We start from the raw sequence: 25,928 nt of genomic DNA, 5'->3' as shown, positions 1-25,928 counted from the left end.
CGTTTCGTTATTACCCCCGCACCGCTACAGCCTACTGCCAGCCTGGGTGGCGTGCCCGGTAGTACTCCAAGGCGGCGTTGCGCTCTTGCTCAGCTTGTTCGGCCAGTGAAACGGCTCTGGCCAGGTGGCCGCCGAACTCACTGCCGTGCTCTTGATGGATGATGCGCATTTCAGTAATGGCATTTTGCAAATCGTGAGTTGCAGCCATGGCTTTATTATGAAGCTCGTCAGCAAAAACGACAGTAGTGACTAAAAGGGTGCACAAGAGCACCGGGAGTGTTTTGATCTTCATGATTTTACATTCTCCGAAAGAAGGGATTATTCCCTGAGAGGCTTACCTGCCTTGACGCCAGACTGTTCTCCAGCACTGGCACACCGTAACGGAATACTTCATCGAAAAAAAGAGACAGGCTCCGGCCCGCCTCTTTCGATGAGATTGATTTGATTACTTAGGTGCGACTGCCTTGGCATCCACCTTCGCATCTACCTTGGCCTCCGTCTTGGTATCGGCCTTAGCACCCACCTTCGCATCTACCTTCGATTCGGCGGAAGCTGCTTTCGTCTCGGCTTTTGCTACCTTGTGGTGGTGCTTCACTTTCTTGCTCTTCGTTTTGGCTTTGGTATCCGCTATCTTCGTATCAGTCTTGGCGTCGGCTTTGGCCTCAACCTTGCTTGCTTTCACGTCAGCTTTTGCAGCTTGAGTGGTCGTTGCAGTTACTGCGGCTGGCGCCACTGCCGGTGTGGCCGGAGCAGCTGGGGTTTGTGCAAAAACAGAAGTTGCGAACAAGCCTGCGATCAGAGTAGCAAGTAATTTATTCATTTTGGTACCTTTACGTTATCTTGGATTCCTCAGGTAATTCCTGAGGGCTTGAGCAATAAACGACTGGTACGATTGGTGTGTTGACCGCCTTTACAATCCATTACAATTTGTCAGGCACGTGAGATCGGGGGGATGATCTGACTGATCAATTGGGCATCTCGGGCGTGCCTGATTGTCCTCACGATTTCAATGATAGAGTTCGAAATCAGGATCAGCTTCTGCACAAATCAAACCTTTGAGGGCGAACCCATGACACTCGGATTTTTGCTAACCACCTTGATCATTGTCGCATCGCCGGGCACCGGGGTGATCTACACCTTGTCCGCCGGCCTTTCACGCGGAACAAAAGCCAGCATCCTGGCTGCATTCAGTTGTACCCTGGGTATCCTGCCGCATCTCGGCGCCGCCATGTTCGGACTAGCCGCAATTTTGCATGCCAGTGCGCTAGCCTTCAACGCCATCAAATATGCAGGTATCGCCTATCTCCTGTTCATGGCCTGGAATTCCTTGCGAGAAAAAGGCGCATTGCGGATAGATAGAGTCGAAGACAGGCGGACTGATTTTCGCGTGATCGTCGATGGCATCCTCATCAACATCCTCAATCCGAAGTTGTCCATCTTCTTCGTCGCTTTTTTGCCGCAGTTTGTCAGCCCTCAGGAAGCGCACCCGCTGCTGCGCATGCTGGAGTTGTCCGGCACGTTCATGCTGGCTACCTTCGTCATTTTTTCAGGCTATGGCGTGTTTGCGGCCTTCATGCGCGATCGCGTGATATCGCGGCCGAACGTGGTGACCTGGATGCGCCGCAGCTTCGCCGCGGCATTTGGCGCCTTGGCGGTTAAGCTGGCGCTGACTGAAAGGTGATTCATTTTCCGTTACCCCACCAGCACAAGCCGTGAACTTGCCGCCATCTCTCTTGTTACCAGTTGCGCGCGGCATCGGCCAACTGCCGGCAGCAAAGGTCAACTCGCTCGACGGAGCTGCCTCCCTTGCCGCGTGCAAGATAGAGCGAAAACTGCGGTGCGCGTTTTGGCAGCGGCAGCGCGATCAGCTGGCCTGCATGAAGCAGCGGCCGGCACAGGCATTCCGGCATGACGGCCAGGCCGCCGCCCGCCGCCGCCGCCTCTAGCGCCGTTTGATAGTCAGGTACGATGGCAGACGGTAGCTCAGCGTTAGAGCCGAACACCTCGCGCCAAAAACTCGCCAATGGCGGTACCGGCCCCTGTAAATCGATCAGCGGCAGACCCTTCGGTGCAGCCGACTTGGGCAGGCGGTCGCGAAAGGTTGGAGCGCATACCATTTGCAGACGCCCTTCATATAGCAATGCATAGTCAACACCTTTGTGCGGTATGCGCGCTAGCGTAACAGCCACATCGAGTTCGCGGTCGACAAGCGATTTCACTAAGGCCGGCGGCGGCATCGCGCGCAGGTCAAGTCGAATGGCATGGCGCGACAGGATGCTCAATGCGGACAGCAACAGCCTCGAAAAACCGCTGGTCGCACCCACATGGACGACCCCGGCGAGGGCGTCGCGCTGGCCTGCGCCGCTGCCGATGACGGCCTCGAGCGCGTCCAGATGCGGTCCGGCCTGCCGCTCCAGTTCGATGGCGGCTGGCGTCGGCGCCAATCCACGCGGCAAACGTGTGAACAGCTGAGACTGCAGATGCGCTTCCAATATCTTGATGTGGCGAGACACGGCAGGTTGGGTCAGTTGCAGGGCTAGCGCCGCGCGAGAGATCGAATTGTGCCGGTAGACGCTGATGAAGCTGCGCAGATGAAGTAAGTAAGACATCTTATTTTTGATGGGTTGTCCAATAATCGATGATTTGATTTTAGCCTAATCAGTTTGTAATCTGGCGTCAAGCATTCACTGGAGACCTGTCATGACCGAACCAAACAGCCTCGTTCCGACCTACCCCGATCTCCGCGGCAAGGTGGCCCTTGTTACCGGCGGTTCGCGCGGAATCGGGGCCGCAACCTGCCTGGCGCTGGCCCGTTGCGGCGTACGGGTCGCAGTTAACGGCCGCAACCGCGATGCCGTCGACGCTACCGTGGCCACGATCCGCTCGCATGGCGGCGAAGCTGTCGCGGCGATAGGCGACTGTGCCGACCTGGCCTCTGTCGAACGCATGCGCGCCGCCATCGAGGCCGATTTCGACGCGCCGGAGCTGCTGCTGGCATTTGCCGGCGGCGGCAGCGGACGCCCGGTCGCATTGGCCGACATCACTGAACAAGATTGGCGCTCGAGTATCGACAACAACCTGACTTCAACATTCTTCACGCTCAAGTCCTTCCTGCCAGCGATGATAGCGCGTGGTGGTGGCAGCATCGTCACCATGGCATCGGCAGGCGGACGGGTAGCTTCGGGAGCGCCGGCCGGCTATGGAGCGGCCAAGGCAGGCGTGATCATGCTGACACGTCACGCCGCTAACGAGCTCGGGCGGCACGGCGTGCGTGTGAACTGCATTTCGCCATCGGCTGTGCTGACCGAACGCACGGCTCAGCGTATACCATTCGAGCAACAGCAACGTATGCTGGAGGCGTTTCCGCTGGGCCGGCTTGGCCAACCCGCCGACATTGCATCGGCCGCGCTATTTTTACTGTCAGCGTCGGCGTCATGGATCACCGGCGTCACGCTGGATGTAGCGGGTGGCCGCGTCATGACGTGAGCGATCCTGTCAAAACATTGAAAGGTACATCATGGTAATTCTCGACCATATCATCCTGCGGGTAAGCGATCCAACCGCGTCAGCATGTTTTTATCAGGAAGTGCTCGGTTTCCGCCACGAAGGACGCATGGGGCCGTTCGAACTCGTGCGCGTGAACGAAAGCTTCACGCTCGATCTGATGGGCGAGACGCCGAGCGACCTGATGCACCTGGCATTTAGTCTTGACCGCATCAGCTTCGATGCGGTGCACCGCAATCTTGGTGAGCGATCGATAGCGTTCGGCAGCACGCCATTCGACCGCAAAGGTGGCCCGTTGGCGAAGTCTCAGGGCGCGCGTGGCATGGCTGACGCCTGGTACTTCTACGACCCCGATGGACACAATCTCGAAGTGCGCTGCTATGAGCCAGGGCACTGATGAGGATGACGCTCACGGGCCCGACCTGGCGCTTTTGTTAGCATGGAGCCGACACCGGTGCGGCGCTATGTCGGCTAATACCGCGTCGGCAATGTCGAAACTTCAAGCGACAGAAACCAGGTCTTGGTCAGACAGTGCCTGACAAAATAGACAACTATTCGCTTGACGATCAATAATCAAGTGTTGTCTACTCACTACGCTGCAAATTCCACAAGATGTTGATCTTATCAATAGCGTAAGAATGAAATTGCGCCGGGCGAGGTCGACCGCGTTCGTTAATTGTAGTGATGGCTTTCAGGCATGGGAGGCGTTCGATATGGTGGTCTTTAACCCCCCCGGGGTTTATGTTAAAGAAATAAATGCTTTTCCGAATGCGGTCGTTGAAGTCGCAACCGCCGTGCCGGCATTTATCGGCTGTACGCAAAAAGCGGTGTACGGCAACCAATCGCTGGCAAACAAGCCGACCCGGATTGCTTCATTTACGGAATACGTCAATTTGTTTGGCGGTCCTCCCGACACCAGGTTTTCCTATACTGCAGCGGCGGCGGCCACCGGCTTCGCGATCACCATCGATCCAGCCACCCAGTATTATTTTTACGCCAGCATGCGCCTGTTTTTCGACAATGGCGGTGGTGAGTGCTATATCGTTTCGGTCGGCCAGTTCGACCAGGTCACGCGCGCCGGCGGCATGCCGGCAATGAGCACGGCCGACCTGTGCGACACGCCCCTGAAAATGCTGTTGACGGAACAAGAGCCGACCATGCTGGTGGTCCCCGACGCGGTGTTGTTAAGTCTGCCGCGCTGGCAGTACACGTATCAGCAAATGCTGATGCATTGCGCAGAAATACAAAGCCGTATTGCGATTTTCGACATCTATGACGGTTACAAGGCGCGCGATTACGATAGCACCAACGACGTCATTTCTGGCACGAACGGTTTCCGCGGCCAGATCAACGCCGATAGCGGCCTCAATTATGGCGTCGCCTATTATCCATGGCTTGATACCAGCGTCACTGACGACAGCGAGGTCGACTACGGCTTCCTCAGCGAAGATTCCAAACCTGCGTTCGTCGCTGCCCTGAAGGCGGAAGCGGCCGTTAATTTCCCGGCCGGCGCCGACGGCACCCCTGATCCGAAACTGGCAATACTGTTCGCCGCAATCGACAAGATCGCCTTGCCGGCAACCTCGACCGACCCGGTGCAGGCAAAGAAAGACCGGGCGTCGACACACCTGACCTTGAAGACCGTCTCGCCGCTGTACCAGAATGTGATGACGGAAATCCTGCGCCAACTCAACATCGTGCCGCCTAGCGGCGCCATGGCCGGCGTCTATACGCAGGTCGACACCACATTCGGCGTCTTCCAGGCGCCGGCCAACGTCGGCATAAATTCCGCCATCAAGCCGACTGTCAGCGTGACCGACAACGACCAGGCAGACCTGAACCTGTCGCCGGACGGCAAGGCGATCAATGCGATCCGCGACTTCCCCGGTCGTGGCTTGCTCGTATGGGGTGCGCGTACGCTGGACGGCAATAGCCCGGACTGGAAGTACATCAACGTGCGTCGCACCATGATCATGCTCGAGCAATCGATCAAGAGCGCGGCGCAGGCCTATGTCTTCGAACCGAACACTCAATCGATCTGGGTCGCGCTCCGGAGCATGATCAGCAGTTTCCTGACGAACCAGTGGAAAATCGGCGCGCTGGTCGGCGCCACGCCTTCGGATGCGTTCAGCGTCGATATCGGACTAGGCACGACCATGACTGGCGAAGATATCCTGAACGGCTATATGAGAATCACGGTTAAGGTCGCGCTCACACACCCGGCCGAGTTCATCGTGATTACCTTCCAACAAAAAATGCAAACATCCTGATTACATCAGCGAGGAGATCGGCTCATGGCTGGCAATGCACAAAATTCGGGGCGCACATAATGAACGCGGCCTCCCCAATGGCAGGAAACACCGACCTGGTAACGATGACGATATTCGTCGACGGCAAACCAATCCCCGGCACCTATCAAATGGCGCAGATGCGCGTCGACAAGCAAGTCAACCGGATTCCGAGCGCGAAAATCACGTTTTTCGACGGCGGTGCATCGTCCGAGGGATTCCCGATCAGCGAATCCGCGAACCTGATTCCCGGAAAAGAGGTTGAAATTACCGCCGGCTATCACGGCGTCGAAACCAGCATTTTCAAAGGCATCATCGTCAAGCACGGCATCAGGGTCGAGGACGGCGGCAAATCCTATCTCGTCATTTCCTGCTACAGCAAGGCGATCAAGATGACGCAGGGGCGCAAGAGCGGCTACCTTGGCAAGACCGACAGCGATATTTTCCAGACGCTCATCAACGGCGCCGGCCTGAACGCCGCCGTTACGGCCACGACCGCCGCGCACGACGGCATCATCCGCTATTACGCGACAGATTGGGATTTCCTGGTCTGCCGCGCGGAAATCAATGGCCAGATCGTTATCGCCGACGATACCTCCGTGTCAGTCTGCAAGCCGCAACTAGATGCCGCGCCCGACCTGTTGATCGGTTACGGCGACGCGATCAAGCAGTTCGATGGCGAAATCGACGCCAGCACACAGCTTGCCTCGGTCACCTGCAGTGCCTGGGATTTTACGGAGCAAGCTTTGGAGACCGGTACGTCGACCGAGCCATCGGTGAATGCGCAAGGCAATTTGAGTGGCGTCGCATTATCCGGCGTGCTCGACCTGCCGGCTTTCCAGTTGCAAAGCACCGCGCCGCTGCCCGCGACTCAGCTCGGCGCCTGGGCCGACGCCCAGCTATTGAAATCGCGCCTCGCACGGCTGCGCGGCAATGTCACGTTTCGCGGCAACGCAATGCCGCTGCCAGGAAAAATGATCGAACTGGCCGGACTTGGCGCGCGTTTCAACGGCACCGCGTTCGTCTCCAGCGTCAGCCACACGATTGAAAACGGCGACTGGGTGACCGAGGTCGGCTTCGGCTTATCGCCACAATGGTTCGTCGAAGAGCGCAACGATATTTCGGCGCCGCCGGCGTCCGGCCGGACACCAGGCGTGCCCGGTTTGCAGATCGGCAAAGTCAGGCAGATCGACCAGGATCCGGACGGGCAAACCCGCGTGCTGGTCGACGTGCCAGTTATCGGCATGGAAGGCAACGGCATCTGGGCGCGGCTCGCGAGCGGTTATGCGACCAGGAACGGCGGCATCTTTTTTGTGCCCGAAATCGGCGACGAAGTGATACTCGGCTTTCTCAACGACGACCCCGGTTTTCCGATTGTGCTCGGCAGTTTGTACAGCGGCATGCAAACGCCGCCGTACACGGCCGATGCACCGAACACGCACAAGGCGATCGTGACCAAGGCGCAAATAAAAATCAGCATGGACGACGTCAAGAAGAAATTGCAAATCGAGACGCCGGGCGGCCACATCATCACCATGAACGACGAAGACCAGACGATCACGATCGTCGATTCGAATCGCAACAAAATGAAATTTTCATCCGGCGGCCTTGAGCTGCAAAGCGTGGCCGACATCAGCATCAAGGCTAACGGCGCGATTAACATGGAAGCGGGCAACGGCATTATCCTCAAGAGCGACACTGATCTGAACATGCAGGCGATCAATGTCAACGCCAAGGCGTTGTCGACGTTCACGGCACAGGGACTAGCCAGCGCCGAATTGAGTGCATCGGGCCAGGTCACGGTGCGCGGCGCGATGGTCATGATCAATTAACCAGGACAATACAGATACCATGCCAGCCGCCGCCCGTATCACCGACATGCATGTTTGCCCGATGTTCTCGCCGGACCCGGTGTCGATTCCACACGTAGGCGGACCGGTGGTCGGACCAGGTGTGCCGACGGTCCTGATCGGCCAAATGCCGGCCGCCGTGCTCGGCGACATGCTCGTCTGCGCCGGTCCGCCGGACACGATCGTCACAGGATCGGCGACCGTCATGATAGGCGGCAGGCCAGCGGCGCGACTGGGCGACAAGACCTCGCATGGCGGCACGATCGTACTGGGTCTGCCGACCGTGATGATAGGCGGCTGATTATCGCCCAAGGAACGCTTGCCGCAGTGGAGGGTCTATACAAGCAGTTTTGCGTCAATCTCAAACAGGAGACAACATGTTGATGGACCTAGGGAACTTCACACCAGGCTTATCGCTGGCCGGCGGGCTGGTTGTCGGCGTGGCGGCAGCCGTGCTCGTTCTGTTCAACGGCCGTATCGCCGGAATTAGCGGCATCCTCGGGGGATTGCTGGGTCTGCCGCGCAATGACATGACATGGCGTATAGCTTTCCTGGCGGGATTGGTCGGCGCCCCGATCCTCGCGAGCGCACTGGGCAACCCGGTGACTCCCGATATTCAGGCGGGCTGGGGCGAAATCCTGATCGCAGGTTTTGTCGTTGGTGTCGGGACCCGTTATGCCGGTGGATGCACCAGTGGCCATGGCGTCTGCGGTATCTCACGCGGCGCCACCCGGTCGCTGATCGCGACGGCGACCTTCATGGCGACGGGCTTCGTGACCGTCTTCGTGCAACGACACCTGATTGGAGGCTGAGATGGCCGCACTCACTGCTTTGCTGGCCGGCCTGCTCTTCGGTATCGGCCTGACGGTTTCCGGCATGGCCAACCCGGCCAAGGTCCTTGGCTTTCTCGACCTGGCAGGACGCTGGGATCCGTCGCTAGCGTTCGTGATGCTCGGTGCGATAGCCATCGGCTCGCTTGCGTTCTTCATCGCCAAACGTCGCAAGCACTCGCTCCTGGGATTGCCGCTCCAACTCCCAGCCAATGCGAAGGTAACCCCAAGATTGATTTTGGGAAGCGCGGCATTCGGCATCGGCTGGGGCCTTGCGGGCTTCTGTCCCGGCCCTGCGCTAGTTGCCCTGGGTGCGGGTTACCCGAAGGCGTGGGGTTTTGTTGGCGCCATGGTGGCCGGCATGCTCGTCTTCGATGTTATCGAACGGGTGAAAAAATCAAGGCTATGATCCGTTCAGCGTTACAGCGGCGCCTATGAGCGCCTTGAAGGCATCCTCATCTATTTCATCATCTTCATGAAAATCGATAGCACGCCTGGTATTGCCGTCAAGGCTGGAGTTGAATAGTCCTGAAGGGTCCTTGAGCGAAGCGCCCTTGGCAAAAGTCACCTTCACGGCGCTCTTGTATGTCTCTCCGGTGCAGATCATTCCATCGTGATACCAAACCGGAACGCCTCTCCACTTCCACTCCTCGACTACATCAGGCACAGCCTGTTTGATGAGAGCGCGGATATGGGCGAGCATCGCGCCTCTCCAGTCGTCCAGTTCCTTGATCCTCGCATCGATCAGTCGAGAAGGCGATTCACTCTCGGTCGTTGCGGTCGCTGCAGTCGTTGTGCTCTTTTTCATGTTATCTGCACCTCAATCGGTTATTTTTTCGATTTTTCGAAGGTAGCAATCACCAATTATCGGACACCACCCTGCATGAGGCCGGCGTCCGATAATGTTCCGGCTGACTTCAGTCTGTCCGTGCCAATACCTGCTCCAGGGCCGCAAGGAACTTCGGCCACCCGCTCTTGGCGCCCTGATAGGCCTGCTGCTGATCCGGCCGAAAGCCCGACTGCTCCATGCGCAGGTGAGTTCCTGTACCCGTAGGAGTGAGAGTCCAGGTGACGACACTCTCCAGACCATAGGCTGCCCACGTGTAAGACAGCGTTTTGTGCGGCTCGATCGCCAGAACCTGGCAGTCGACGGCGCCCCAGTCTGCGCTAAGGTTGAAGCGATGGTCCATGACCGGCTTGAAATCGTTCTTCATCAACCACTCCTCGATCAGGTGTGGTTGCGTGAGCGCGCGCCAGATCTTTTCCGACGGAAAAGGTATCTCCCGCTCGACAACAACGGAAAGCGTTTCGGTTGCAGTATTGCTCATTGGTCCATCCTTTTCAAAAGTGATTCGAGTTGATCGAACCGTTCGCTCCAGAAGGCGCCATAGTGGCTCATCCAATCGCGTATGGGCGCAAGTGCTAACGGTTGGACGCTGTAATGCGTCTCGCGTCCCTCATGCCTGTCGTTCACCAACCTCGCCTGTTTTAGAACACGCAAGTGCTTGGACACTGCCGGCTGCGATACGCCGGCGTGATCAGTCAACGCGCGTACGGTCAGTTCCCCGTCACGCGCCAGGCGCTCAAAAATCGCCCGGCGTGTCGGGTCGGCCAGAGCCTTGAAAATGTCGTTTTCTACCGTTTGCATTTTTAAATCATAACCAAATGGTTATTGATCGTCAAGCGCTGTTCTGATGATATCTATTCAACAACCATTACCCGCTTAGCTGAATACTTAGAATGCACCAACGTAGTTCTCCGCCAACGACGTAGCCAAAGCGCGCGAGCTCACGATATTCTCCAGTTCAGCGCGTTGCATCTCGCGTTCAAACGGCGTGGCGTCGGCGAAGGTATGTAACAACCGCGTCATCGTCCATGAAAAATATTCGGCGCGCCAGATCCGCTTCAATGCCGCGTCACTGTAGCCGTTCAGGAGTTCTTCATTACCCCGGCGATAGAACTGCTCCAGTCCGCGCGCCAGTAACCGCACATCCGACACCGCAAGGTTCATGCCCTTGGCCCCTGTCGGCGGCACGATATGCGCGGCGTCGCCAGCCAGGAACAGCCGCCCTGCCTGCATTGGCGTAGAAACGAAACTGCGCATGCCGATGATATTTTTCTGGAAAATACGGCCTTCCTTGAGCTTCCAGCCATCGTGATTCTCCAGCCGTGCGTGCAGCTCGGCCCAGATACGGTCGTCGGACCATTTGTCCGTGTGATCGCCTGGATCGCACTGGAAATACAGCCGCTGCACCGTCGGCGAGCGCGTGCTGACCAGCGCAAAACCCCGCTCGTGCTGTGCGTAGATCAGCTCATCGGACGATGGCGCCGATTCCACCAAAATGCCGAACCAGCCGAACGGATATATGCGCTGGAAGTTCTTGCGCAAATGCTGCTCTGGCAGCGCCGGACGCGACACGCCGTGATAACCGTCGCAACCGATGATGAAGTCTGCCTCCAGACGGCATTCCTCACCGTTGTGGGAAAAGGTCACGGATGGCCGCGACGTTTCCACGCCATGCAGTACGACGCCGCTCACTTCGAACAGCAACGTGCCCTGCGCCGCCAACCGTGCCGCCACCAGATCTTTGATCACTTCATGCTGGGCATAGACGGTAATTGCCTTGCCGGTCAGCTCAGTCAGGTCGATGCGGTGGCGGGCGCCATCGAAGGCCAGCTCTATGCCGTGATGCAATGCGCCCTCGCTGCGCATGCGCTCGCCTACACCAGCCTCGGTCAGGATATCCATCGTGCCCTGCTCTAGTACGCCGGCGCGGATGGTGCTTTCTATGTCGGCGCGCGAGCGCGATTCGAGGACGACCGATTCTATGCCTTGAAGATGCAGCAGGTGGGATAACAGCAGGCCGGCCGGGCCGGCGCCGATGATGGCGATCTGGGTACGCATGGCGTGTCTCCGATGTGGTTTAGGTATGACCACATCGTAGTCGGGCCGCGTCTCAAAAAACATGGATGAATCGGCATAAAACTTGTACTATTTTGACACACCGCATCTCTCAACCACGTCCCTGACATGCCCGCTACCTCCAAACCGGCTACCGCCGAAATTCCTCAGTTCGCCCTGTACGGCGAACAAACACGTGCGGAAAACGCTGAGTTCGTTCATATCGAACTGATCGAAACGCGTAGCCGGCTGTATGACTGGCATATTGCCAGCCATACCCATCCGGGCATGTTTCAGGTACTTTTCTTATTCGGCGGCGAGGTTCGTGCAAGCGTCAACGATGCCGTGTGGGACCGCAGTGGACCGGTTGCCATCACCGTCCATCCCTCGGTGGCGCACGGTTTCGATTTTTCTCAAGAAGCACAGGGCTACGTATTGACGGTGGACCAGAATGTGATCTTCGCCGTGGCGGGGAACCACGCCGATCTCTATTCCTCACTGTTCGTACAGCCGCTGGCAATCGACCTGGCCGGCCTGCCGGAAGTGCATGGCCGGTTAGAGTCGCTGCTGAAGAATCTGATGACGGAAGCCTCGTGGCCCCAATACGGCCATACATTCATGCTGGAGTGGCTGGCCCGTAGCGCTCTGCTGCTGCTAGTGCGGGTACACGCAGAGCATCGGCTGGCCGATCAGTCGGGCCGTAGCGATTTCGAACTTTTCAGCCGCTTTCGCGCTGAGGTAGAGCGGCATTTCAAAGACCAGTGGCTGGTTCGTCAATACGCCGATGTTCTGCGCGCTACGCCGACGCGGCTGAACCGCCTTTGCCTCAAGCTGTCCGGCAAATCAGCCTTCGATATCACGCAAGACCGGCTGATGCTGGAGGCCTGCCGCAAGTTGACCTATGTCCCGGCCAGCATCGCCAGCATCGCTTATGAACTGGGGTTCCAGGACCCGGCCTATTTCAGCCGTCTGTTTAAAAAACGCATGGGTGTCACACCGAAGGAGTTCCGCCGCCACCCGGCTGAAGCGCCAGAAAATTAGAGCAAGGCGTTCAGCTCGACCTGGATCTTGATCATCGCCGGCAGGCAACGCTCCACCATCAGATCGACCGGCATGCGACCGGCGTGCACACTGATATTCATCGCCGCCACCACCTCGCCGCGGAAATTCTTCAGCGGGACAGCAATGGTGCACAGACCGAGTTCCAGCTCCTGGTCCACCAGCGCATAGCCCCGCGAAGCGGCACGCGCAATCTCTAGCGCCAGGCGTTCCTTGTTGACGATGGTGTGTTCAGTGATCTGCTCCGGCTGGGCACGCGCCAGGAAAGCCTCGACCTGCTGCGGCGCCAGGCTAGCCAGCAGCATGCGGCCGTTAGCGGTGCAGTACGCGGGTACCCGCGTGCCCGGTTGCAGCGTGGCAGATACCAGTTGCCCGGCACTGACAGCGGCCACGCACACCAGTTGATCGTGATCGAGCACGCCAACCGATGCCGCCTCCCCCAACGCATACGCGAGACGGTACAGCAGCGGCTGCACCACCCGCGGCAGCCGTGCCGAATGCAGATAGGACTGCCCTAGCCGCAGCACCATCGGCGTCAACGAAAACAGTTTGTTCTCGTGCCGCATATAGCCGAGATGGGTTAACGTGATCAGGTAACGCCGTGCCGCCGCGCGCGTCAGGCCAGTGCGTTCGGCAACCTCCGCGATGGTCAGGCGGCTGCGTTCCTGGTCGAAGGCTTCAATCACTTGCAGGCCTTTTTCCAGTCCAGCGATCAAGTCGCGCTTGGCAGGAAGGTTGATTTCGGTATCCATGATAAAAAAAACGCCTATTTGGGCGATATTCGCACAATTTGTGCGCATAGCGAATATAGCATGCCCTACCTCTCTTGTGACGGGGTGACGGCTTGCATACCATCGTCTCCATCCCTTCCGCATCCCAACAAGGAGTCATGCTTTGAAATTCGATGCCATCGCACCCGGCGTTTATCCGGAACTGATCTATCCCCCCTACAAATCGACCACCAAACGCGGCCCGGTTCAGCCATCGCTGCGCATCGCCGCAGGCTTGCCGGTAGAACAAAACATCGCGCCGTCGCCGCGCATCCTGCTGCCTAACGATATGGACCTGACCGCACAGGGCGACGCTGAACCGCTGGGCGAGAAAATCGTCGTCACCGGCCGTGTGCTGGATGAAGACGGCAAGCCCGTGCGCAACTCTCTGCTGGAAGTCTGGCAATGCAATTCCGCCGGCCGCTACCGCCACAAACGCGACCAGCATAACGCGCCACTGGACCCGAACTTCCACGGCTGGGGCAAGATGATGAGCGATGACGACGGCCGCTACCGTTTCGTCACTATCAAGCCCGGCCCTTACCCGTGGGGCAATCACGACAAGGCATGGCGTCCGGCCCACATCCATTTTTCCCTGTTCGGTAACGTCTATTCGCAGCGCCTGGTCACGCAGATGTATTTCCCCAACGATCCGCTGTTCGACTACGACCCGATCTTCCAGAGCATTCCGGACCTGGCCGCCCGTCAGCGCCTGATCTCGCGCTACAGCCTGGAGTACACCGTAGGCGCCGAAATGCTGGGCTATGAATTCGACATCGTCCTGCGCGGCCGCGACGCCACGCCGATGGAAAAATAAGGAGAATACCGAATGAGCAAAATCACGACCTCGCAAACCATCGGCCCGTTTTCTCACGAAGCCTGGAACTGGGCGACCGAACTGAGCGCCGCCGACCTTCTGCAAACCAGCGCACCGACCATCATCGTCAGCGGCATCATCTACGACGGCGACGGCACCCCGATCAACGACGCCCAGATCGAAGCCTGGCAGCCAGCCGCCACCGCTGCGGAATCCGCCCAGGCGATTCCCGGCTTCCGCCGCATGCCCAGCGACGACGAGGGGAAATTCAGCCTGCGCTTGTCTGTTTGCCCACAGGCCGCGGGGGAACCGGTAGCGTACGTGACGGTGTTCGCGCGTGGCTTGGTCAAGCACCAGTTCACCGCCGTGTTCCTGGAAGGCGATGCCGGACTGGCCGAATCGGCGATACTGGCGCAAGTGCCGGCTGCTCGTCGCCCCACCCTGCTCGCTACCCTTACGGCAGAAGGCCAATACCGCTGGAACATACACATGCAAGGCGAGCAGGAAACGGTATTTTTCGACTATGTATGACTCTGAATATGAGTCTGACCATGAACCAGAACTGGAGCCGCAGTGAGTGTATCCATCTTCGATAGTTTCCTGACCACCACTGACATGATCGCCGTGTTCGACGATACGGCGATCGTGCAAGCCATGTTCCGCTTCGAGCAGGCGCTGTCGCAGGCGCAGGCCGACGAGGGCCTGTTGCCGCCAGCTGCGGCGCGCGCCATCGGCGCCGTCTGCAATGCACAGCTTTACGATATCCCCGCCATCATCACCGCCGGCCGCCGTGCCGGCAGCCTGGCGATTCCATTGGTGAAAGAACTAACCAAGACCGTGGCGCTGTACGATGCCGAGGCGGCCACCAAGGTCCACTGGGGCAGCACCAGCCAGGACGTGATCGACACTGCGATGGTGCTGGCCACGCGCGACGCCTTGCAGTTGCTGGACGACGGTCTGTTTGATCTGACCGGCCGCCTGCTGCAACTGGCGGAGCAGCACCTTGCCACGCCGGTACTGGCGCGGACGCTGATGCAGCCGGCGCAAGTGACCAGCTTCGGTTTCAAGCTTACCGGCTGGCTCGCGCCGTTGGTGCGCTCGCGCACGCGCCTGCTGGAGTGCGCGGCTCGCGCGCTGCAGCTGCAACTGGGAGGCGCCGTCGGTACGTTAGCCGTAATGGGCGAACAAGGCCCGGCGGTTGCCAACCGCGTGGCAACCACCCTGGGCTTGAAGGTCGCCGACGCGGCCTGGCACACCCAGCGCGACGAATGGGTCCGGCTCGGCCTGGAAGTCGCGGTGCTGGCCGGCAGCCTGGGTAAGCTCGCCACCGACTTGAGCCTGATGGCGCAAGGTGAAGTGGCCGAACTGGCGGAACCATCCGGCAATGGCCGCGGCGGCTCATCGGCGATGCCGCACAAGCGCAATCCGGTATCGGCCATGATCGCACTCGCCGCCGCCACGCGCACACCGCAGCACGCTGCGGCGCTACTGGCAAGCATGGGACAACAGCATGAACGTGGCCTCGGTAACTGGCAGGCGGAATTGGCCGAGTGGCCTGGACTGTTCCTCAGTGCCCACGGCGCCCTGCAGGCGTTGAACGATGCCTTCGCTGGCTTGCAGATCGACAGCGCGCGCATGCTACGCAATATCGATGCTTTGCAAGGACTGGTATTCGCCGAAGCCGCAGCTGCCTATCTGGCGGGCGTCATCGGCCGTCCGAAATCCCATGAACTGCTGGAAAAGATGACCGGTGTCGCGCTATCCACGCAACGTCATCTGGTCGAAGTATTGGCCGAGGCGGTGCAAGCCGATCCGGCGCTACGCGACCACGTCGATCTGCCGCACCTGAAGACATTGTTCGATGCCGTCGCCGCGACCGCGCCGGCACACCGCCTGGCGCAACGGCAGTTGCAAAGCCTGCGCGGTGATATCGATGCATTGAACCTGGCCCACACCTATCATAAATAAATGAGCACAACATGAGCTACGATCCTATCGATCACGACTTCGAGCGCGGCCTGAACAACCGCCGCAACATCCTGGGCGACGCCTGGGTAGAGCGCTCGCTATCCAACGCCAACAGTTTCAATGCCGAATTCCAGAACATGATCACGCGTTTCGCGTGGAATGAAATCTGGGGCCGGCCGGGCCTGGAACAAAAGACCCGGCGCGCCATCGTCCTGTCGATTACCATCGCACTGGGCCGCTGGGAAGAATTCGACTTGCACGTACGCGCCGCATTGCTGGGCGATCCGGCCAACCGCCTGACGCCGGACGAACTGAAGGAAGTATTGATGCAGTCGGCCATTTACGCCGGCGTGCCAGCCGCCAATACCGCGTTTACACATGCCATGGCGATCCTGCGCGAAATCGGCCCGCAGATCGGCTACGTGCTGGAGTCGCAAGCGCCGGCAGCCGTCACGCATCCCGGCGTCGGTCTCGAGGGCCGCAGCAGCGGCAAGCCTGCGCTGCACTACACCGTGCGCGCGCGCCGTAACGGCAAGGCGCCGCGCCACACGGTGGTGCTGAGCCACGCGCTGGGCTGCGACTTGACCATGTGGGATGAGCTGGCCAACTTGCTGGCCGAAAATTGCCGCGTGATCACTTACGACCATCGCGGCCACGGCAGCTCGGAAGCGCCGCCAGACATGTACGACATGGCGTCGTTGGCCGATGACGCCGCCGCCCTGCTGCGCGAACTCGATACCGGATCGGTAGTATGGATCGGTCTGTCAATGGGTGGCATGGTCGGCCAGGAGCTGGCACTGCGCCATCCGACACTGGTAAGTGCATTGGTGCTGGCCAATACTACGTCCGGTTATCCGGACGCGGCGCGGGAGATGTGGCAGCAACGCATCGCTACCGTACAAGCACAAGGCGTGGAAACAATCGGCGATGCCGTGATGGGGCGCTACTTCACGGAAGAATTCCGTGGTAGCCATGCCGCCACGGTGGCGCGTTTCCGCCGCCGTGTGGTCAGTACCGATGCCATCGGCTACGCCGGATGCTGCCATGCGGTGGGTAACGTCGACACCACGGCGCGACTAGGCGCGATTACCGTTCCCACGCTGGTGATCGCCGGTGAGTTGGACCAAGGCACGCCGATAGCGATGTCGCAGACGCTGGCGAACGGCATACCTGGCGCGCAATTGGTAGTATTGAAGGACGCTTCGCATCTGAGCTGCATCGAACAGCCGCAGGCTTTCAGCCAGGTGGTGCGTACTTTCATCGGGAATCTGTAAACAACGACGGCGGCGCCTTCAATCAGACGCCGCCGCAGGTAAACTTACACGCCCGGATCACGCACCTTGTCGACCTGATCGAACTCCATGTTGTAGAACGAACCACCAGTCGCTTCCACCTTGCGAATATACACCGTCTGCACGATATCGCGGGTAGCGGCGTCGATGCTGACCGGACCGCGCACGCTGGTCCAGGCCATGCCTTTCATCGCCGCGAGCAGTTTCTCGCCGTTGCTGTCGCCATTGGTCTGCTTCAGCGCCTGATACAGCAAATGCATGCCATCGTAGGCGCCGACCGAATGGAAGTTCGGCCGCATGCCTTTGTTGGCCTTGCCGAATGCCTCGACATACACCTTGTTCTCTGCCGACGGATGCGCCGCCGAGTAATGATGACTGCTGACCACGCCAACCGCGGCCGGACCGATGCTAACCATCAGGTCGTCATCCAGCACGTCTCCGGTGCAGATCAGGCGTATGCCGGCCGCGGCCAGTCCGCGCTCGGTGAACTGCTTGAGTACCGCAGCACCCTCGCCTGAGGGCACGAAAACGAACAGCGCATCCGGCTTGGCATCCTTGACGCGTGCCAGGAACGGCGCATAGTCTGGATTGCGCAACGGCACGCGCAGGCTGTCGACCACCTTGCCGCCGCCTTCGGTGAAACCCTTGACGAATACCTTCTCCGCATCCAGCCCGGCACCGTAGTCGCTGACGAATGTGACCACGCTCTTGATCTTGTTCTTCGCCGCCCACTGCGCCATCGGCGCGGTTACCTGGGCCAGCGTGAAGCCGGTGCGAACGATAAACGGCGAGCGCTGCGGAATCACCGAAGTAGCAGCGGCCATCACGATCATCGGTACCTTGCCTTGGGTAGCGACCGGCGCGGCGGCGAAAGCCAGCGGGGTCAGGCCGAAACCTGCCAGTACCTGCACCTTGTCGCGCGACACCAGTTCCTGGGCCAGGCGCTTGGTTACGTCCGGCGCTACACCGCCGTCATCCTTGAGGATGACTTCGATCTGACGGCCAGCCACTGAAGCGCCGTTCTGCTGCATGTACAGCTTGACCGCAGCCTCGATCTGGCGCCCGGTCGATGCGAACGGACCGGACATCGGCACTATCAGTCCGACTTTCAAGGTCTCAGCCGCACCGGCGACGGTGGGCAGTACGCCTGCCGACAGCGCGGCGGCGCCCAGCAGAATAGTTCGACGTTGGTGATTGATTGTCTCTGGCATGGTGTCTCTCTTTCTCTTTTTATAAATGGCCTGATACCGAGATAGCGGGCCGATGGGAAAACCCTATAAATCCAACACCAACGTCGCGCTCCTGGCGCGTGAACAGCACGGCGTGAATTGATCGTTGGCTTCCCGTTCCGCTTCAGTCATATACAGATCGCGATGATCGGGTATGCCATCCAGAACGCGCGTCAGGCAAGTGCCGCACACGCCCTGTTCGCAGGATGCGGGAATGAACACGCCGGCATCTGTAAGCACCCGCAGCACGGTGCTGCCGGCGGGGATGGGGTAGACCTTGCCGCTGGAGGCCAGCTTGACCTCGAACGCCTGGTCGGTGCCGGCATCAGGTGCAGTCGCAGCAGCAGCGCCAAAATATTCGAGGTGCACCTGGTCCTTCGGCCAATCTTGCGCCCTGGCCGTAGCCAGCACATGGTCGATGAATCCGGCGGGGCCGCACAAGTAAATGTGTGTCTGCCGATCCAAGCCTGACAACAGTGCAGGCAAATCCAGCTTTTGCGCTGCGTCGCCGCTGTCGTAGTGAAATTGCACCTGCCCGGAATAGGATGAACTTGCAATGCGATCGCGGAAAGCGGTGCGCTCGGGCGAACGCGCGCAGTAGTGCATCTCAAACGTTGCATCCTGCGCGGACAGCGCCTCGGCCATACAAAGGATAGGCGTCACACCGATGCCGCCCGCCAGCAGCAGGCTGCGTTTGGCGGCCACTAGCGGGAAATGATTTTTCGGCACGCTGATCTGCAACGTCATGCCGGCGTGGATATCATCGCGCATCGCCTGCGAACCGCCGCGCGAGGCCGCGTCGCACAACACGCAGATGAGATAACGATGTAGCTCATGCGGCGGGTTGCACAGCGAATACTGGCGCACCAGGCCAGGACGCAGATGCACATCGATGTGCGAACCGGCATTGAAGCGTGGCAGCGGTGCGCCGTCCGTACTCACGAGTTCGTAGCTGCAGATATCCTCGGCCTCAATGACTTTGCGCTCGACCCTGACTTGCAATGTCGCCTCGATCATGCCGCCTGCTCCTTCTGCAGCCACTGGTCCAGCACGCGGCGCGACTGCACGCCGCCCGCATCAATGTTCAGCATCAGCAGCTTGCGCTCGGGATGGCGCAGGATATTGGCTTGCTGCAGTTCCAGCATCTCGCGGTCTTCGCTGAATATCTTGCCCTGTCCTTCGCGGATGGTCGCGGTCAGTTCCTGGTCCGCTGGTTTAAAGTTGCGCGCCATGCCCCAGAAATACCAGTGCGACGTTTCAGTTTCCGGCGTGATGAAATCCACCACGATGCTGGACGCCTTGTGGCGAGGATCGGCGTCATAGCCGCCTTTGCCCGCGTGCGCCACGCCGACCTCGATCATCACGTGGCTGGGTGGACTGAAGCGGCAGATCTGCCAGCGGTCCACCGGTACGTCGTCGGCCAGGCCGTTGCCGCGCAGGGCCGCGCGCCAGAATGGCGGCGCCATGATGTTTTCCATGTAGCGGCTAGTAACGACTTGCTCGCCCTCGACCTTGGTGTTGACGGGCGCCTCGTCGATCTCCTTCTGGCCGATGCTGGAAGCGTGCACATAGGTTTCGTGCGTCAGGTCCATCAGGTTGTCGATCATCAGCCGGTATTCGCAGTTGATGTGATACATGCCACCACCATAGGCCCACTCAGGACGATCGGCCCACTCAAGATGATGGATCAATGCCGGATCGGCCAGTTCCTTGTCGCCGGTCCAGACCCAGATGAAACCGTAGCGTTCTTCCACCGGATAACTGCGTATGCATGGGAAGCCGCGCACGCGCTGGCCCGGCATGCTGACTACCTTGCCGTCGCAGCCCATCTCCAGTCCGTGATAGCCGCAAACCAGCTTGCCGTCTTGCACCGAACCCAGCGACAGTGGTGCGCCGCGGTGCGGGCAAAAATCTTCGACCGCGGCAACCTTGCCTTCTGCTCCGCGATAGAACACGATCTTCTCACCGCAGATCTGGCGCCCCAATGGCTTGCCCTCGATTTCGTTCGGGGTACATGCCACGTACCAGGTATTTTTTGGGAACATCTTGTCTCCTTATCCGGGTTTTTAGTTTAATATTAAGTACACTGAATGTCGTAAAGTATAGCCAGTAAACCGACGAAGTAAACGGTCGATATCAACTTTCGATTCAACTTTCGATATTGCGCCGCACAACCAGAGAACCTATATGCCAGAGATAGAAAGCAAACTGATCAACCTGTACGAGCACCCTGGCCATCTGCTACGCCGCGCCCAGCAGATTTCGGTATCGATCTTCTACGACGAGATGGGCAACGAGCTGACACCGGTGCAGTACGCGATGCTGCGCAACCTGGCCGACCACCCTGGCACCGACCAGGTCACACTTGCTGCTCTCACCGGCATAGACACATCCACCGGCGCCACCGTATGCGCGCGCCTGGAGGAAAAATGCCTGTTGGAGCGCAAGGTGATTCCCCACAATCGCCGCCAGCGCGCACTGACCATTACCCCGGCCGGAGAGCAATTGCTAGAAAACCTGATCCCTGGATCTCAACGCTTGCGGCGCCGCATCCTGGCGCCGCTGAACGGATCGGAGCAGTTGCAGTTCATGGAACTGCTGAGCAAGCTGGTCAATGCCAACAATGAACAAAGCCGCGCACCGTTGGCAGCGCCGGGCGGCGACTGAACGGATCGTTCAAGCCACTGCCACCAGCCGATCCAGCTTATCGTTGTCGCCCAGGAGGCTCGCGCTGTCCGAGTCGTGCACGATGCGGCCGCGATCGAGTACGATGGCGCGCTGGGTCAGCGACAGCGCCAGCCGCGCGTGCTGCTCGACCACGATCACCGACATACCCTCATCCTGCACCAACTTGCGGATCACGCGCACCAGTTCCTGCACGATGATCGGCGCCAGTCCTTCCATCGGCTCGTCCAGCAGCAGGATGCGCGGATTGGTCATCAGCGCACGGGCAATCGCCACCATCTGCTGCTCACCGCCGGACAACTGATTGCCGAAGTTAGTGCGGCGTTCCAGCAAACGCGGGAATATCTGGTAGATTTTCTGCAGATTCCACGGGCCGGCGCCAGCGCCGGAACGGGCCACCACCGTCAGATGCTCTTCCACCGTCAGCGACGGGAACATATGGCGTTCCTGCGGAACCCAGCCCAGGCCTGCGCGCGAACGCTTGTAAGTCGGGACACGGGCGATATCGCTGCCGGCCCAGCGGATACTGCCACCATGCAAACGCGTCAATCCCATCAATGTCACCAGCAGGCTGGTTTTACCGACACCATTACGTCCCAGCAGGGACAGGCTGTCGCCCTCGTTCATTTTGAAAGACACATCTTCCAGCACGATAGACTCGCCATAACCGGCGGTGACTTTATCGAGCGCCAGCAACTCACGCATGTTCCGCCTCCCCCAGATAGACTTCCTTGACGCGCGGGTCTGCCGCGATTTCTGCCGGCGTGCCTTCGGTCAGCACCTTGCCGCCAACCAGTACCGTGATACGGTCGGCGAAACGGAACACCAGCCCCATGTCATGTTCGATGAAGACCACGGTGACATCACGCGGCAACTGGGCGATCACTTCGAACAGTTCCTTGCTCTCGGCTTGCGGAATACCGGCTGCCGGCTCATCGAGCAGCAGAATGCCTGGCTTGGTCGCCAGGGCCAGCGCGATCTCTACCAGCCGCTGCTTTCCGTAAGCCAGGCTGCGCGTGACGCTGTTGGCCTCTGCCGACAATTTAAGCGTGGCCAGCAGCGCCATCGCCTCGTCGATAACGTCGGTATGTTTTTCGACGGTCTTGTACCAGACCGAATACAGGCCGCGCCGCTCGCAGATCGCCAACGCCACCGATTCAAGCACCGTCATGCCAGCGAACAGCGTATTGATCTGAAAGGTGCGTGTCATGCCGCGCTGCACGCGCTTGTGCTGCGGCAGATGCGTGATGTCCTGATCGCCCAGATAGACCTTGCCGCTGCTGGGCGCATATCCACCCGTCAGCAGGTTGATGAAAGTGGTCTTGCCAGCGCCGTTCGGGCCGATCAATGCATGGCGCGCACCCTGCGCGAAGGTCAGGCTCACATCGCTGTTGGCGGCGAACTCGCCCCAGCTCTTCGACAAGCCTTCGGTGCGCAAAGCAATATCTTGATTCGTCATGCTTGCTCCTTGCGGTACGACGGTTTCAAACGCTGGACGATCAGTTCAAGTCCACCCAGGATGCCGCCGCGCGCAAACAGCACGATCAGGATCAGCAACAGGCCGATATAAAACTGCCAGTAGGCCGGATCCAGGCCGGAGATATAGTCCTGCGCCAGCATGAAGACCGCGGCGCCGATCAGCGCTCCGTACAAGCGTCCGGTCCCACCCAACACCAATATGATCAGCAGTTCTGCCGAACGCGGAAAACCCAGCATATCGAGGCCGACAAACTGTGTAGTCTGCGCCAGTAATGCACCGGCCACACCGGCGATGGCGGCGGAGACGGTGAACACTGTCACCAGGCGCCGGTTGACATCAGCGCCCAACGCCGGCATGCGCCGCCCGCCTTCGCGGATACCGATCAGGCTCAGGCCGAACGGCGACTTGACCAGTCGGCGCAGCGCCACGAACAGGATGAATAGTGTCGCCAGGCTATAGCAATAGGCGACCTTGCCATTCAGGTCGAACTCGAACAGGCCGAGCAGTTTACCGCCCGTCATGCCGGACAGGCCGTCGACACCGCCGGTGATGAAGGCAGCTTTATTGGCGGCCTCAAACAACATCAAGCCAATCCCCAACGTCACCATCAACCGGGTCAGGTCCTGGCCACGCACCACCAGGAACGAGGTGATAAAGCCAAACAGACCAGCCACCACGGCGCCGGCCAGCAGCCCGCTCAACGGCTCGCTCCAGCCATGTACCGACAGCAAACCAGCAGTGTAGGCGCCCAGGCCGAAGAATGCCGCGTGACCCAGCGAGACTATGCCGGCGTAACCCAGGATCAGGTCCAGCGACAGCGCGAACAGGCCGACGATCATGATCTGGCTGATCAGAACCAGGTAGCCCGGAAAGAGGAAATATGCCGCCACCGGCAACAGCCAGAAGACAACCTCCAGCGGCTTCCAGCGGTCATTCGGCAAACGCAGTGTAGATCTCATATCGGCTTTGCTCATCTTGGTTGACACATGTAAAGGCGTAGGCGCCGCCTTGATAGCGGCCTTGGCGACGGCGTTCATGCTTTCCTCCGCATCAAACCGGCCGGGAACAGGATCAGCAACAGCACCATCAGGCCATAGATGACGAAGGCGCCAATTTGCGGCACATAGTATTTACCGGCCACGTCGAACACGCCAAGGATCAGCGCGGCCACCAGCGGCCCCTTGATCGTGCCGGCGCCGCCAACCGCCACCACCAGCAGGAAGTAGACCATGTACTTGATCGGGAATGTCGGGTCAAGGCCCAGCACGTCAATGCCCAGGCCACCGCCCAGGCCAGCCAGGCCGGAACCCAGCGCAAAGGTCAGGCTGAACACCAGGCTGACGTTGATGCCGAGGCCTGCGGACGCGGTCTGGTTGTCGACAGCGGCGCGGATCTGCGCGCCAAAGCGGGTGCGCTCGATCAGTAATCCCAGTGCAGCAGTAATCAGGACCACCACGCCGATCAGGAACAAACGATAGGCGCCCACATCCAGCCCTAACAGTGAAACCTGGCCGCGCAGCCAGTCCGGCAGCGTCACCGGTTGCTGGGTCGGTCCGTACAGCCAGGTAGCGCCGGCCACCGCCATGAATGTCAGGCCGATGGAGAACAACACCTGGTCCAGGTGGCTGGCTTTGTACAGACGCCGGTACAGCAGGCGTTCCAACACCAAACCTGCCACCGCCGATGCCAGGAAGGCCAGCAGCAACGAGGGCAGGAACGGCACGCCAAAACGCGACAGCACCGTCACGCTGACGTAGCCGCCGAGCATGGCGAAGGCGCCATGCGCCAGGTTGATGAAGTTCATCATGCCCATAGTTACCGACAGGCCCACGCTGATGAGGAAAAGAAGGCTGCCGTAGGCAATGCCGTCAAACAGCACGCCGATCAGGTTGGTTAGCATGGCTGCCTCTCGCGCGAGCGCGATGGGCCGCAGATTTTATTGCGATTCGTTTTTTTATTTGTTTTTTTATTTGTTTTTTTATTTGTTTTTTTATTTGTTTTGTTACTCATGGTGTCTCCTCCAGGGTTCAATGTTAAGGCGTCATACCCGCTCGATGACGATGGCAATCCCCTGCCCCACGCCGATGCACATGGTGCATAGCGCATAGCGGCCGCCGGTACGGTGCAGTTGATACATCGCGGTAGTCACCAAGCGGGCACCGCTCATGCCCAGCGGGTGGCCCAGTGCAATAGCGCCGCCCAGCGGGTTGACGCGCGGATCATCGTCGCGCAGGCCCAGTTCACGCAGTACGGCCAACCCCTGTGAGGCGAAAGCTTCGTTCAGTTCGATGATGTCCATCTGATCCAAACTCATGCCCAACTGGCGCATCAGCTTTTGCGTAGCCGGCGCCGGGCCGATGCCCATCACGCGCGGCGCCACGCCCGCCGTCACCATGCCGACAATGTGCGCGCGCGGCGTCAGGCCGTGGCGTGCCGCTGCTTCGGCGCTGGCGATCAGCAACGCACAGGCGCCGTCGTTGACACCAGAGGCATTGCCAGCCGTGACACTGCCATCAGCACGCACCACGCCTTTCAGCCTGGCAAGTGCTTCGGCCGTGGTCTCGCGCGGATGCTCATCCTGTGAGAAGACGATGGAATCGCCCTTCTTCTGCGCCAGCGACACCGGCACGATCTCGTCGCTGAACAAACCTTCGCGCTGCGCGCGGGCCGTCTTTTGCTGGCTGGCCAAGGCGAATTTATCCTGGTCGGCACGGCTTATCTTGTAGTCGTCGGCGACATTTTCGGCCGTCTCCGGCATCGCGTCGACGCCGTACAGTTCTTTCATCACCTTGTTGGGAAAGCGCCAGCCGATGGTAGTGTCGTAGATGGCGGCGCTGCGCGAAAACGCCGCGTCTGCCTTGCCCATGACGAAAGGCGCACGCGTCATCGATTCCACGCCGCCGGCGATCATCAGGCTGGCGTCGCCGGACCGGATCGCCCGCGCCGCCGTGCCAACTGCGTCCATGCCTGAACCGCACAGACGGTTGACAGTGGAGCCGGGAACTTCCTGCGGCAGACCGGCCAGCAGCGCCGACATGCGCGCCACGTTGCGGTTGTCTTCACCGGCCTGGTTGGCGCAACCGTAGATCACGTCATCGACTTCTTTCCAGTCAACGCCGGCATTGCGGCGCATCAACTCGCGTAGCGGCAGCGCGCCAAGGTCGTCGGCGCGCATATCCTTCAGCGATCCGCCGTAACGGCCGATGGGCGTCCGGATTGCATCGCAAATAAATGCTTCTTTGGCTTCTTTCATA

General features: G+C 59.7%; 30 protein-coding genes. 14 read left to right on the top strand and 16 right to left on the bottom strand.

Annotated elements, in window-relative coordinates:
• Nucleotides 1-31: 31 nt before the first annotated feature.
• Nucleotides 32-292 (bottom strand): hypothetical protein, encoded by a 261-nt coding sequence (locus BM205_RS15230; RefSeq protein WP_092415727.1) that lies wholly within the window; start codon nucleotides 290-292, stop codon nucleotides 32-34.
• A gap of 153 nt (nucleotides 293-445) precedes the next feature.
• Nucleotides 446-820, bottom strand: a complete 375-nt coding sequence (locus BM205_RS15225) for a hypothetical protein (RefSeq protein ID WP_092415726.1) — start codon at nucleotides 818-820, stop codon at nucleotides 446-448.
• A 249-nt stretch (nucleotides 821-1,069) separates the two neighbouring features.
• On the opposite strand from BM205_RS15225, the gene BM205_RS15220 reads away from it, so the two are divergent.
• Nucleotides 1,070-1,681, top strand: coding sequence for a LysE family translocator (locus BM205_RS15220; protein WP_092415827.1), 612 nt, complete (start codon nucleotides 1,070-1,072; stop codon nucleotides 1,679-1,681).
• A 55-nt stretch (nucleotides 1,682-1,736) separates the two neighbouring features.
• On the opposite strand, the gene BM205_RS15215 is transcribed toward BM205_RS15220, so the two are convergent.
• Nucleotides 1,737-2,609 (bottom strand): LysR family transcriptional regulator, encoded by an 873-nt coding sequence (locus tag BM205_RS15215; RefSeq protein WP_092415725.1) that lies wholly within the window; start codon nucleotides 2,607-2,609, stop codon nucleotides 1,737-1,739.
• Between the two features lie 91 nt (nucleotides 2,610-2,700).
• Here BM205_RS15215 and BM205_RS15210 point away from each other — a divergent pair, with 91 nt between their 5' ends.
• From BM205_RS15210 to BM205_RS15180, 7 genes are all read left to right on the top strand, one after another.
• Nucleotides 2,701-3,486: an SDR family NAD(P)-dependent oxidoreductase gene (locus BM205_RS15210; protein WP_092415724.1), complete on the top strand. Its 786-nt coding sequence runs from the start codon at nucleotides 2,701-2,703 to the stop codon at nucleotides 3,484-3,486.
• Nucleotides 3,487-3,517: 31 nt separating this feature from the next.
• The gene (locus BM205_RS15205) at nucleotides 3,518-3,901 is read left to right on the top strand and encodes a VOC family protein (RefSeq protein WP_092415723.1); all 384 of its coding nucleotides are present in this window, start codon (nucleotides 3,518-3,520) and stop codon (nucleotides 3,899-3,901) included.
• A gap of 316 nt (nucleotides 3,902-4,217) precedes the next feature.
• On the top strand, nucleotides 4,218-5,774 hold the full coding sequence (locus BM205_RS15200; RefSeq protein ID WP_092415722.1) for a phage tail sheath family protein: 1,557 nt from the start codon (nucleotides 4,218-4,220) through the stop codon (nucleotides 5,772-5,774).
• Nucleotides 5,775-5,833: 59 nt separating this feature from the next.
• The gene (gene vgrG, locus BM205_RS15195) at nucleotides 5,834-7,624 is read left to right on the top strand and encodes a type VI secretion system tip protein VgrG (protein ID WP_092415721.1); all 1,791 of its coding nucleotides are present in this window, start codon (nucleotides 5,834-5,836) and stop codon (nucleotides 7,622-7,624) included.
• 19 nt (nucleotides 7,625-7,643) lie between these two features.
• Nucleotides 7,644-7,943, top strand: coding sequence for a PAAR domain-containing protein (locus tag BM205_RS15190; RefSeq protein WP_092415720.1), 300 nt, complete (start codon nucleotides 7,644-7,646; stop codon nucleotides 7,941-7,943).
• Nucleotides 7,944-8,019: 76 nt separating this feature from the next.
• Nucleotides 8,020-8,454 (top strand): YeeE/YedE family protein, encoded by a 435-nt coding sequence (locus tag BM205_RS15185; RefSeq protein WP_092415719.1) that lies wholly within the window; start codon nucleotides 8,020-8,022, stop codon nucleotides 8,452-8,454.
• Nucleotide 8,455: 1 nt separating this feature from the next.
• Nucleotides 8,456-8,881, top strand: a complete 426-nt coding sequence (locus tag BM205_RS15180) for a YeeE/YedE family protein (RefSeq protein ID WP_092415718.1) — start codon at nucleotides 8,456-8,458, stop codon at nucleotides 8,879-8,881.
• Here the strand turns inward: BM205_RS15180 and BM205_RS15175 are convergent.
• The 4 genes from BM205_RS15175 to BM205_RS15160 form a co-directional block, all read right to left on the bottom strand.
• Complete coding sequence (locus tag BM205_RS15175; RefSeq protein WP_092415717.1) at nucleotides 8,876-9,280, bottom strand: DUF1801 domain-containing protein; 405 nt, start codon at nucleotides 9,278-9,280, stop codon at nucleotides 8,876-8,878. The two genes, BM205_RS15180 and BM205_RS15175, sit on opposite strands and share 6 nt — an antisense overlap.
• A gap of 109 nt (nucleotides 9,281-9,389) precedes the next feature.
• Nucleotides 9,390-9,800 (bottom strand): SRPBCC family protein, encoded by a 411-nt coding sequence (locus tag BM205_RS15170; protein ID WP_092415716.1) that lies wholly within the window; start codon nucleotides 9,798-9,800, stop codon nucleotides 9,390-9,392.
• The gene (locus BM205_RS15165; RefSeq protein WP_092415715.1) at nucleotides 9,797-10,120 is read right to left on the bottom strand and encodes an ArsR/SmtB family transcription factor; all 324 of its coding nucleotides are present in this window, start codon (nucleotides 10,118-10,120) and stop codon (nucleotides 9,797-9,799) included. Before BM205_RS15165 ends, BM205_RS15170 begins: the two co-directional genes overlap by 4 nt.
• An 87-nt stretch (nucleotides 10,121-10,207) precedes the next feature.
• Nucleotides 10,208-11,377: a 4-hydroxybenzoate 3-monooxygenase gene (locus BM205_RS15160; RefSeq protein WP_092415714.1), complete on the bottom strand. Its 1,170-nt coding sequence runs from the start codon at nucleotides 11,375-11,377 to the stop codon at nucleotides 10,208-10,210.
• Nucleotides 11,378-11,503: 126 nt separating this feature from the next.
• On the opposite strand from BM205_RS15160, the gene BM205_RS15155 reads away from it, so the two are divergent.
• A complete protein-coding gene (locus tag BM205_RS15155) occupies nucleotides 11,504-12,415 on the top strand; it encodes a helix-turn-helix domain-containing protein (protein ID WP_092415713.1) in 912 nt (303 codons plus the stop codon).
• Here the strand turns inward: BM205_RS15155 and BM205_RS15150 are convergent.
• The gene (locus tag BM205_RS15150) at nucleotides 12,412-13,185 is read right to left on the bottom strand and encodes an IclR family transcriptional regulator domain-containing protein (protein WP_092415826.1); all 774 of its coding nucleotides are present in this window, start codon (nucleotides 13,183-13,185) and stop codon (nucleotides 12,412-12,414) included. The genes BM205_RS15155 and BM205_RS15150 overlap by 4 nt on opposite strands.
• Before the next feature lie 142 nt (nucleotides 13,186-13,327).
• Here BM205_RS15150 and pcaH point away from each other — a divergent pair, with 142 nt between their 5' ends.
• From pcaH to pcaD, 4 genes are read left to right on the top strand one after another with little or no spacing between them, the layout of a single operon-like run.
• Nucleotides 13,328-14,020: a protocatechuate 3,4-dioxygenase subunit beta gene (gene pcaH / locus BM205_RS15145; protein WP_092415712.1), complete on the top strand. Its 693-nt coding sequence runs from the start codon at nucleotides 13,328-13,330 to the stop codon at nucleotides 14,018-14,020.
• 12 nt (nucleotides 14,021-14,032) lie between these two features.
• On the top strand, nucleotides 14,033-14,551 hold the full coding sequence (locus BM205_RS15140) for a peptidase associated/transthyretin-like domain-containing protein (RefSeq protein ID WP_092415711.1): 519 nt from the start codon (nucleotides 14,033-14,035) through the stop codon (nucleotides 14,549-14,551).
• 42 nt (nucleotides 14,552-14,593) lie between these two features.
• Nucleotides 14,594-15,988: a lyase family protein gene (locus BM205_RS15135; RefSeq protein WP_092415710.1), complete on the top strand. Its 1,395-nt coding sequence runs from the start codon at nucleotides 14,594-14,596 to the stop codon at nucleotides 15,986-15,988.
• Between the two features lie 11 nt (nucleotides 15,989-15,999).
• On the top strand, nucleotides 16,000-17,262 hold the full coding sequence (gene pcaD, locus BM205_RS15130; protein WP_092415709.1) for a bifunctional 4-carboxymuconolactone decarboxylase/3-oxoadipate enol-lactonase PcaCD: 1,263 nt from the start codon (nucleotides 16,000-16,002) through the stop codon (nucleotides 17,260-17,262).
• Nucleotides 17,263-17,306: 44 nt separating this feature from the next.
• Here pcaD and BM205_RS15125 read toward each other — a convergent pair whose 3' ends face one another.
• The 3 genes from BM205_RS15125 to BM205_RS15115 all read right to left on the bottom strand — a co-directional run bounded on the left by BM205_RS15125 (nucleotide 17,307) and on the right by BM205_RS15115 (nucleotide 20,554).
• Nucleotides 17,307-18,491 carry an ABC transporter substrate-binding protein gene (locus BM205_RS15125; protein ID WP_092415708.1) on the bottom strand — a complete coding sequence of 395 codons (1,185 nt, stop codon included), beginning with the start codon at nucleotides 18,489-18,491 and terminating at the stop codon, nucleotides 17,307-17,309.
• Between the two features lie 63 nt (nucleotides 18,492-18,554).
• The gene (locus BM205_RS15120) at nucleotides 18,555-19,526 is read right to left on the bottom strand and encodes a PDR/VanB family oxidoreductase (RefSeq protein ID WP_092415707.1); all 972 of its coding nucleotides are present in this window, start codon (nucleotides 19,524-19,526) and stop codon (nucleotides 18,555-18,557) included.
• Nucleotides 19,523-20,554 (bottom strand): aromatic ring-hydroxylating dioxygenase subunit alpha, encoded by a 1,032-nt coding sequence (locus tag BM205_RS15115; RefSeq protein WP_092415706.1) that lies wholly within the window; start codon nucleotides 20,552-20,554, stop codon nucleotides 19,523-19,525. The genes BM205_RS15120 and BM205_RS15115 overlap by 4 nt, the downstream gene beginning before the upstream one ends.
• A 142-nt stretch (nucleotides 20,555-20,696) precedes the next feature.
• On the opposite strand from BM205_RS15115, the gene BM205_RS15110 reads away from it, so the two are divergent.
• The gene (locus tag BM205_RS15110) at nucleotides 20,697-21,176 is read left to right on the top strand and encodes a MarR family winged helix-turn-helix transcriptional regulator (RefSeq protein WP_092415705.1); all 480 of its coding nucleotides are present in this window, start codon (nucleotides 20,697-20,699) and stop codon (nucleotides 21,174-21,176) included.
• A 9-nt stretch (nucleotides 21,177-21,185) separates the two neighbouring features.
• Here BM205_RS15110 and BM205_RS15105 read toward each other — a convergent pair whose 3' ends face one another.
• From BM205_RS15105 to pcaF, 5 genes are all read right to left on the bottom strand, one after another.
• Nucleotides 21,186-21,899, bottom strand: coding sequence for an ABC transporter ATP-binding protein (locus BM205_RS15105; RefSeq protein ID WP_092415704.1), 714 nt, complete (start codon nucleotides 21,897-21,899; stop codon nucleotides 21,186-21,188).
• The gene (locus BM205_RS15100; RefSeq protein ID WP_092415703.1) at nucleotides 21,892-22,653 is read right to left on the bottom strand and encodes an ABC transporter ATP-binding protein; all 762 of its coding nucleotides are present in this window, start codon (nucleotides 22,651-22,653) and stop codon (nucleotides 21,892-21,894) included. The genes BM205_RS15105 and BM205_RS15100 overlap by 8 nt, the downstream gene beginning before the upstream one ends.
• Nucleotides 22,650-23,648 (bottom strand): branched-chain amino acid ABC transporter permease, encoded by a 999-nt coding sequence (locus BM205_RS15095; protein ID WP_371326500.1) that lies wholly within the window; start codon nucleotides 23,646-23,648, stop codon nucleotides 22,650-22,652. Before BM205_RS15095 ends, BM205_RS15100 begins: the two co-directional genes overlap by 4 nt.
• A gap of 59 nt (nucleotides 23,649-23,707) precedes the next feature.
• Complete coding sequence (locus tag BM205_RS15090; RefSeq protein ID WP_092415701.1) at nucleotides 23,708-24,574, bottom strand: branched-chain amino acid ABC transporter permease; 867 nt, start codon at nucleotides 24,572-24,574, stop codon at nucleotides 23,708-23,710.
• A 141-nt stretch (nucleotides 24,575-24,715) separates the two neighbouring features.
• The gene (gene pcaF, locus BM205_RS15085) at nucleotides 24,716-25,927 is read right to left on the bottom strand and encodes a 3-oxoadipyl-CoA thiolase (protein ID WP_092415700.1); all 1,212 of its coding nucleotides are present in this window, start codon (nucleotides 25,925-25,927) and stop codon (nucleotides 24,716-24,718) included.
• Between the last annotated feature and the right edge of the window lies 1 nt (nucleotide 25,928).

This window comes from Collimonas sp. OK307 (assembly GCF_900113705.1).
Classification (GTDB): Bacteria; Pseudomonadota; Gammaproteobacteria; order Burkholderiales; family Burkholderiaceae_D; genus Collimonas.
The sequence above is the reverse complement of the archived record's forward strand: the minus strand, read 5'-3'. Positions and strand labels throughout refer to the sequence as shown.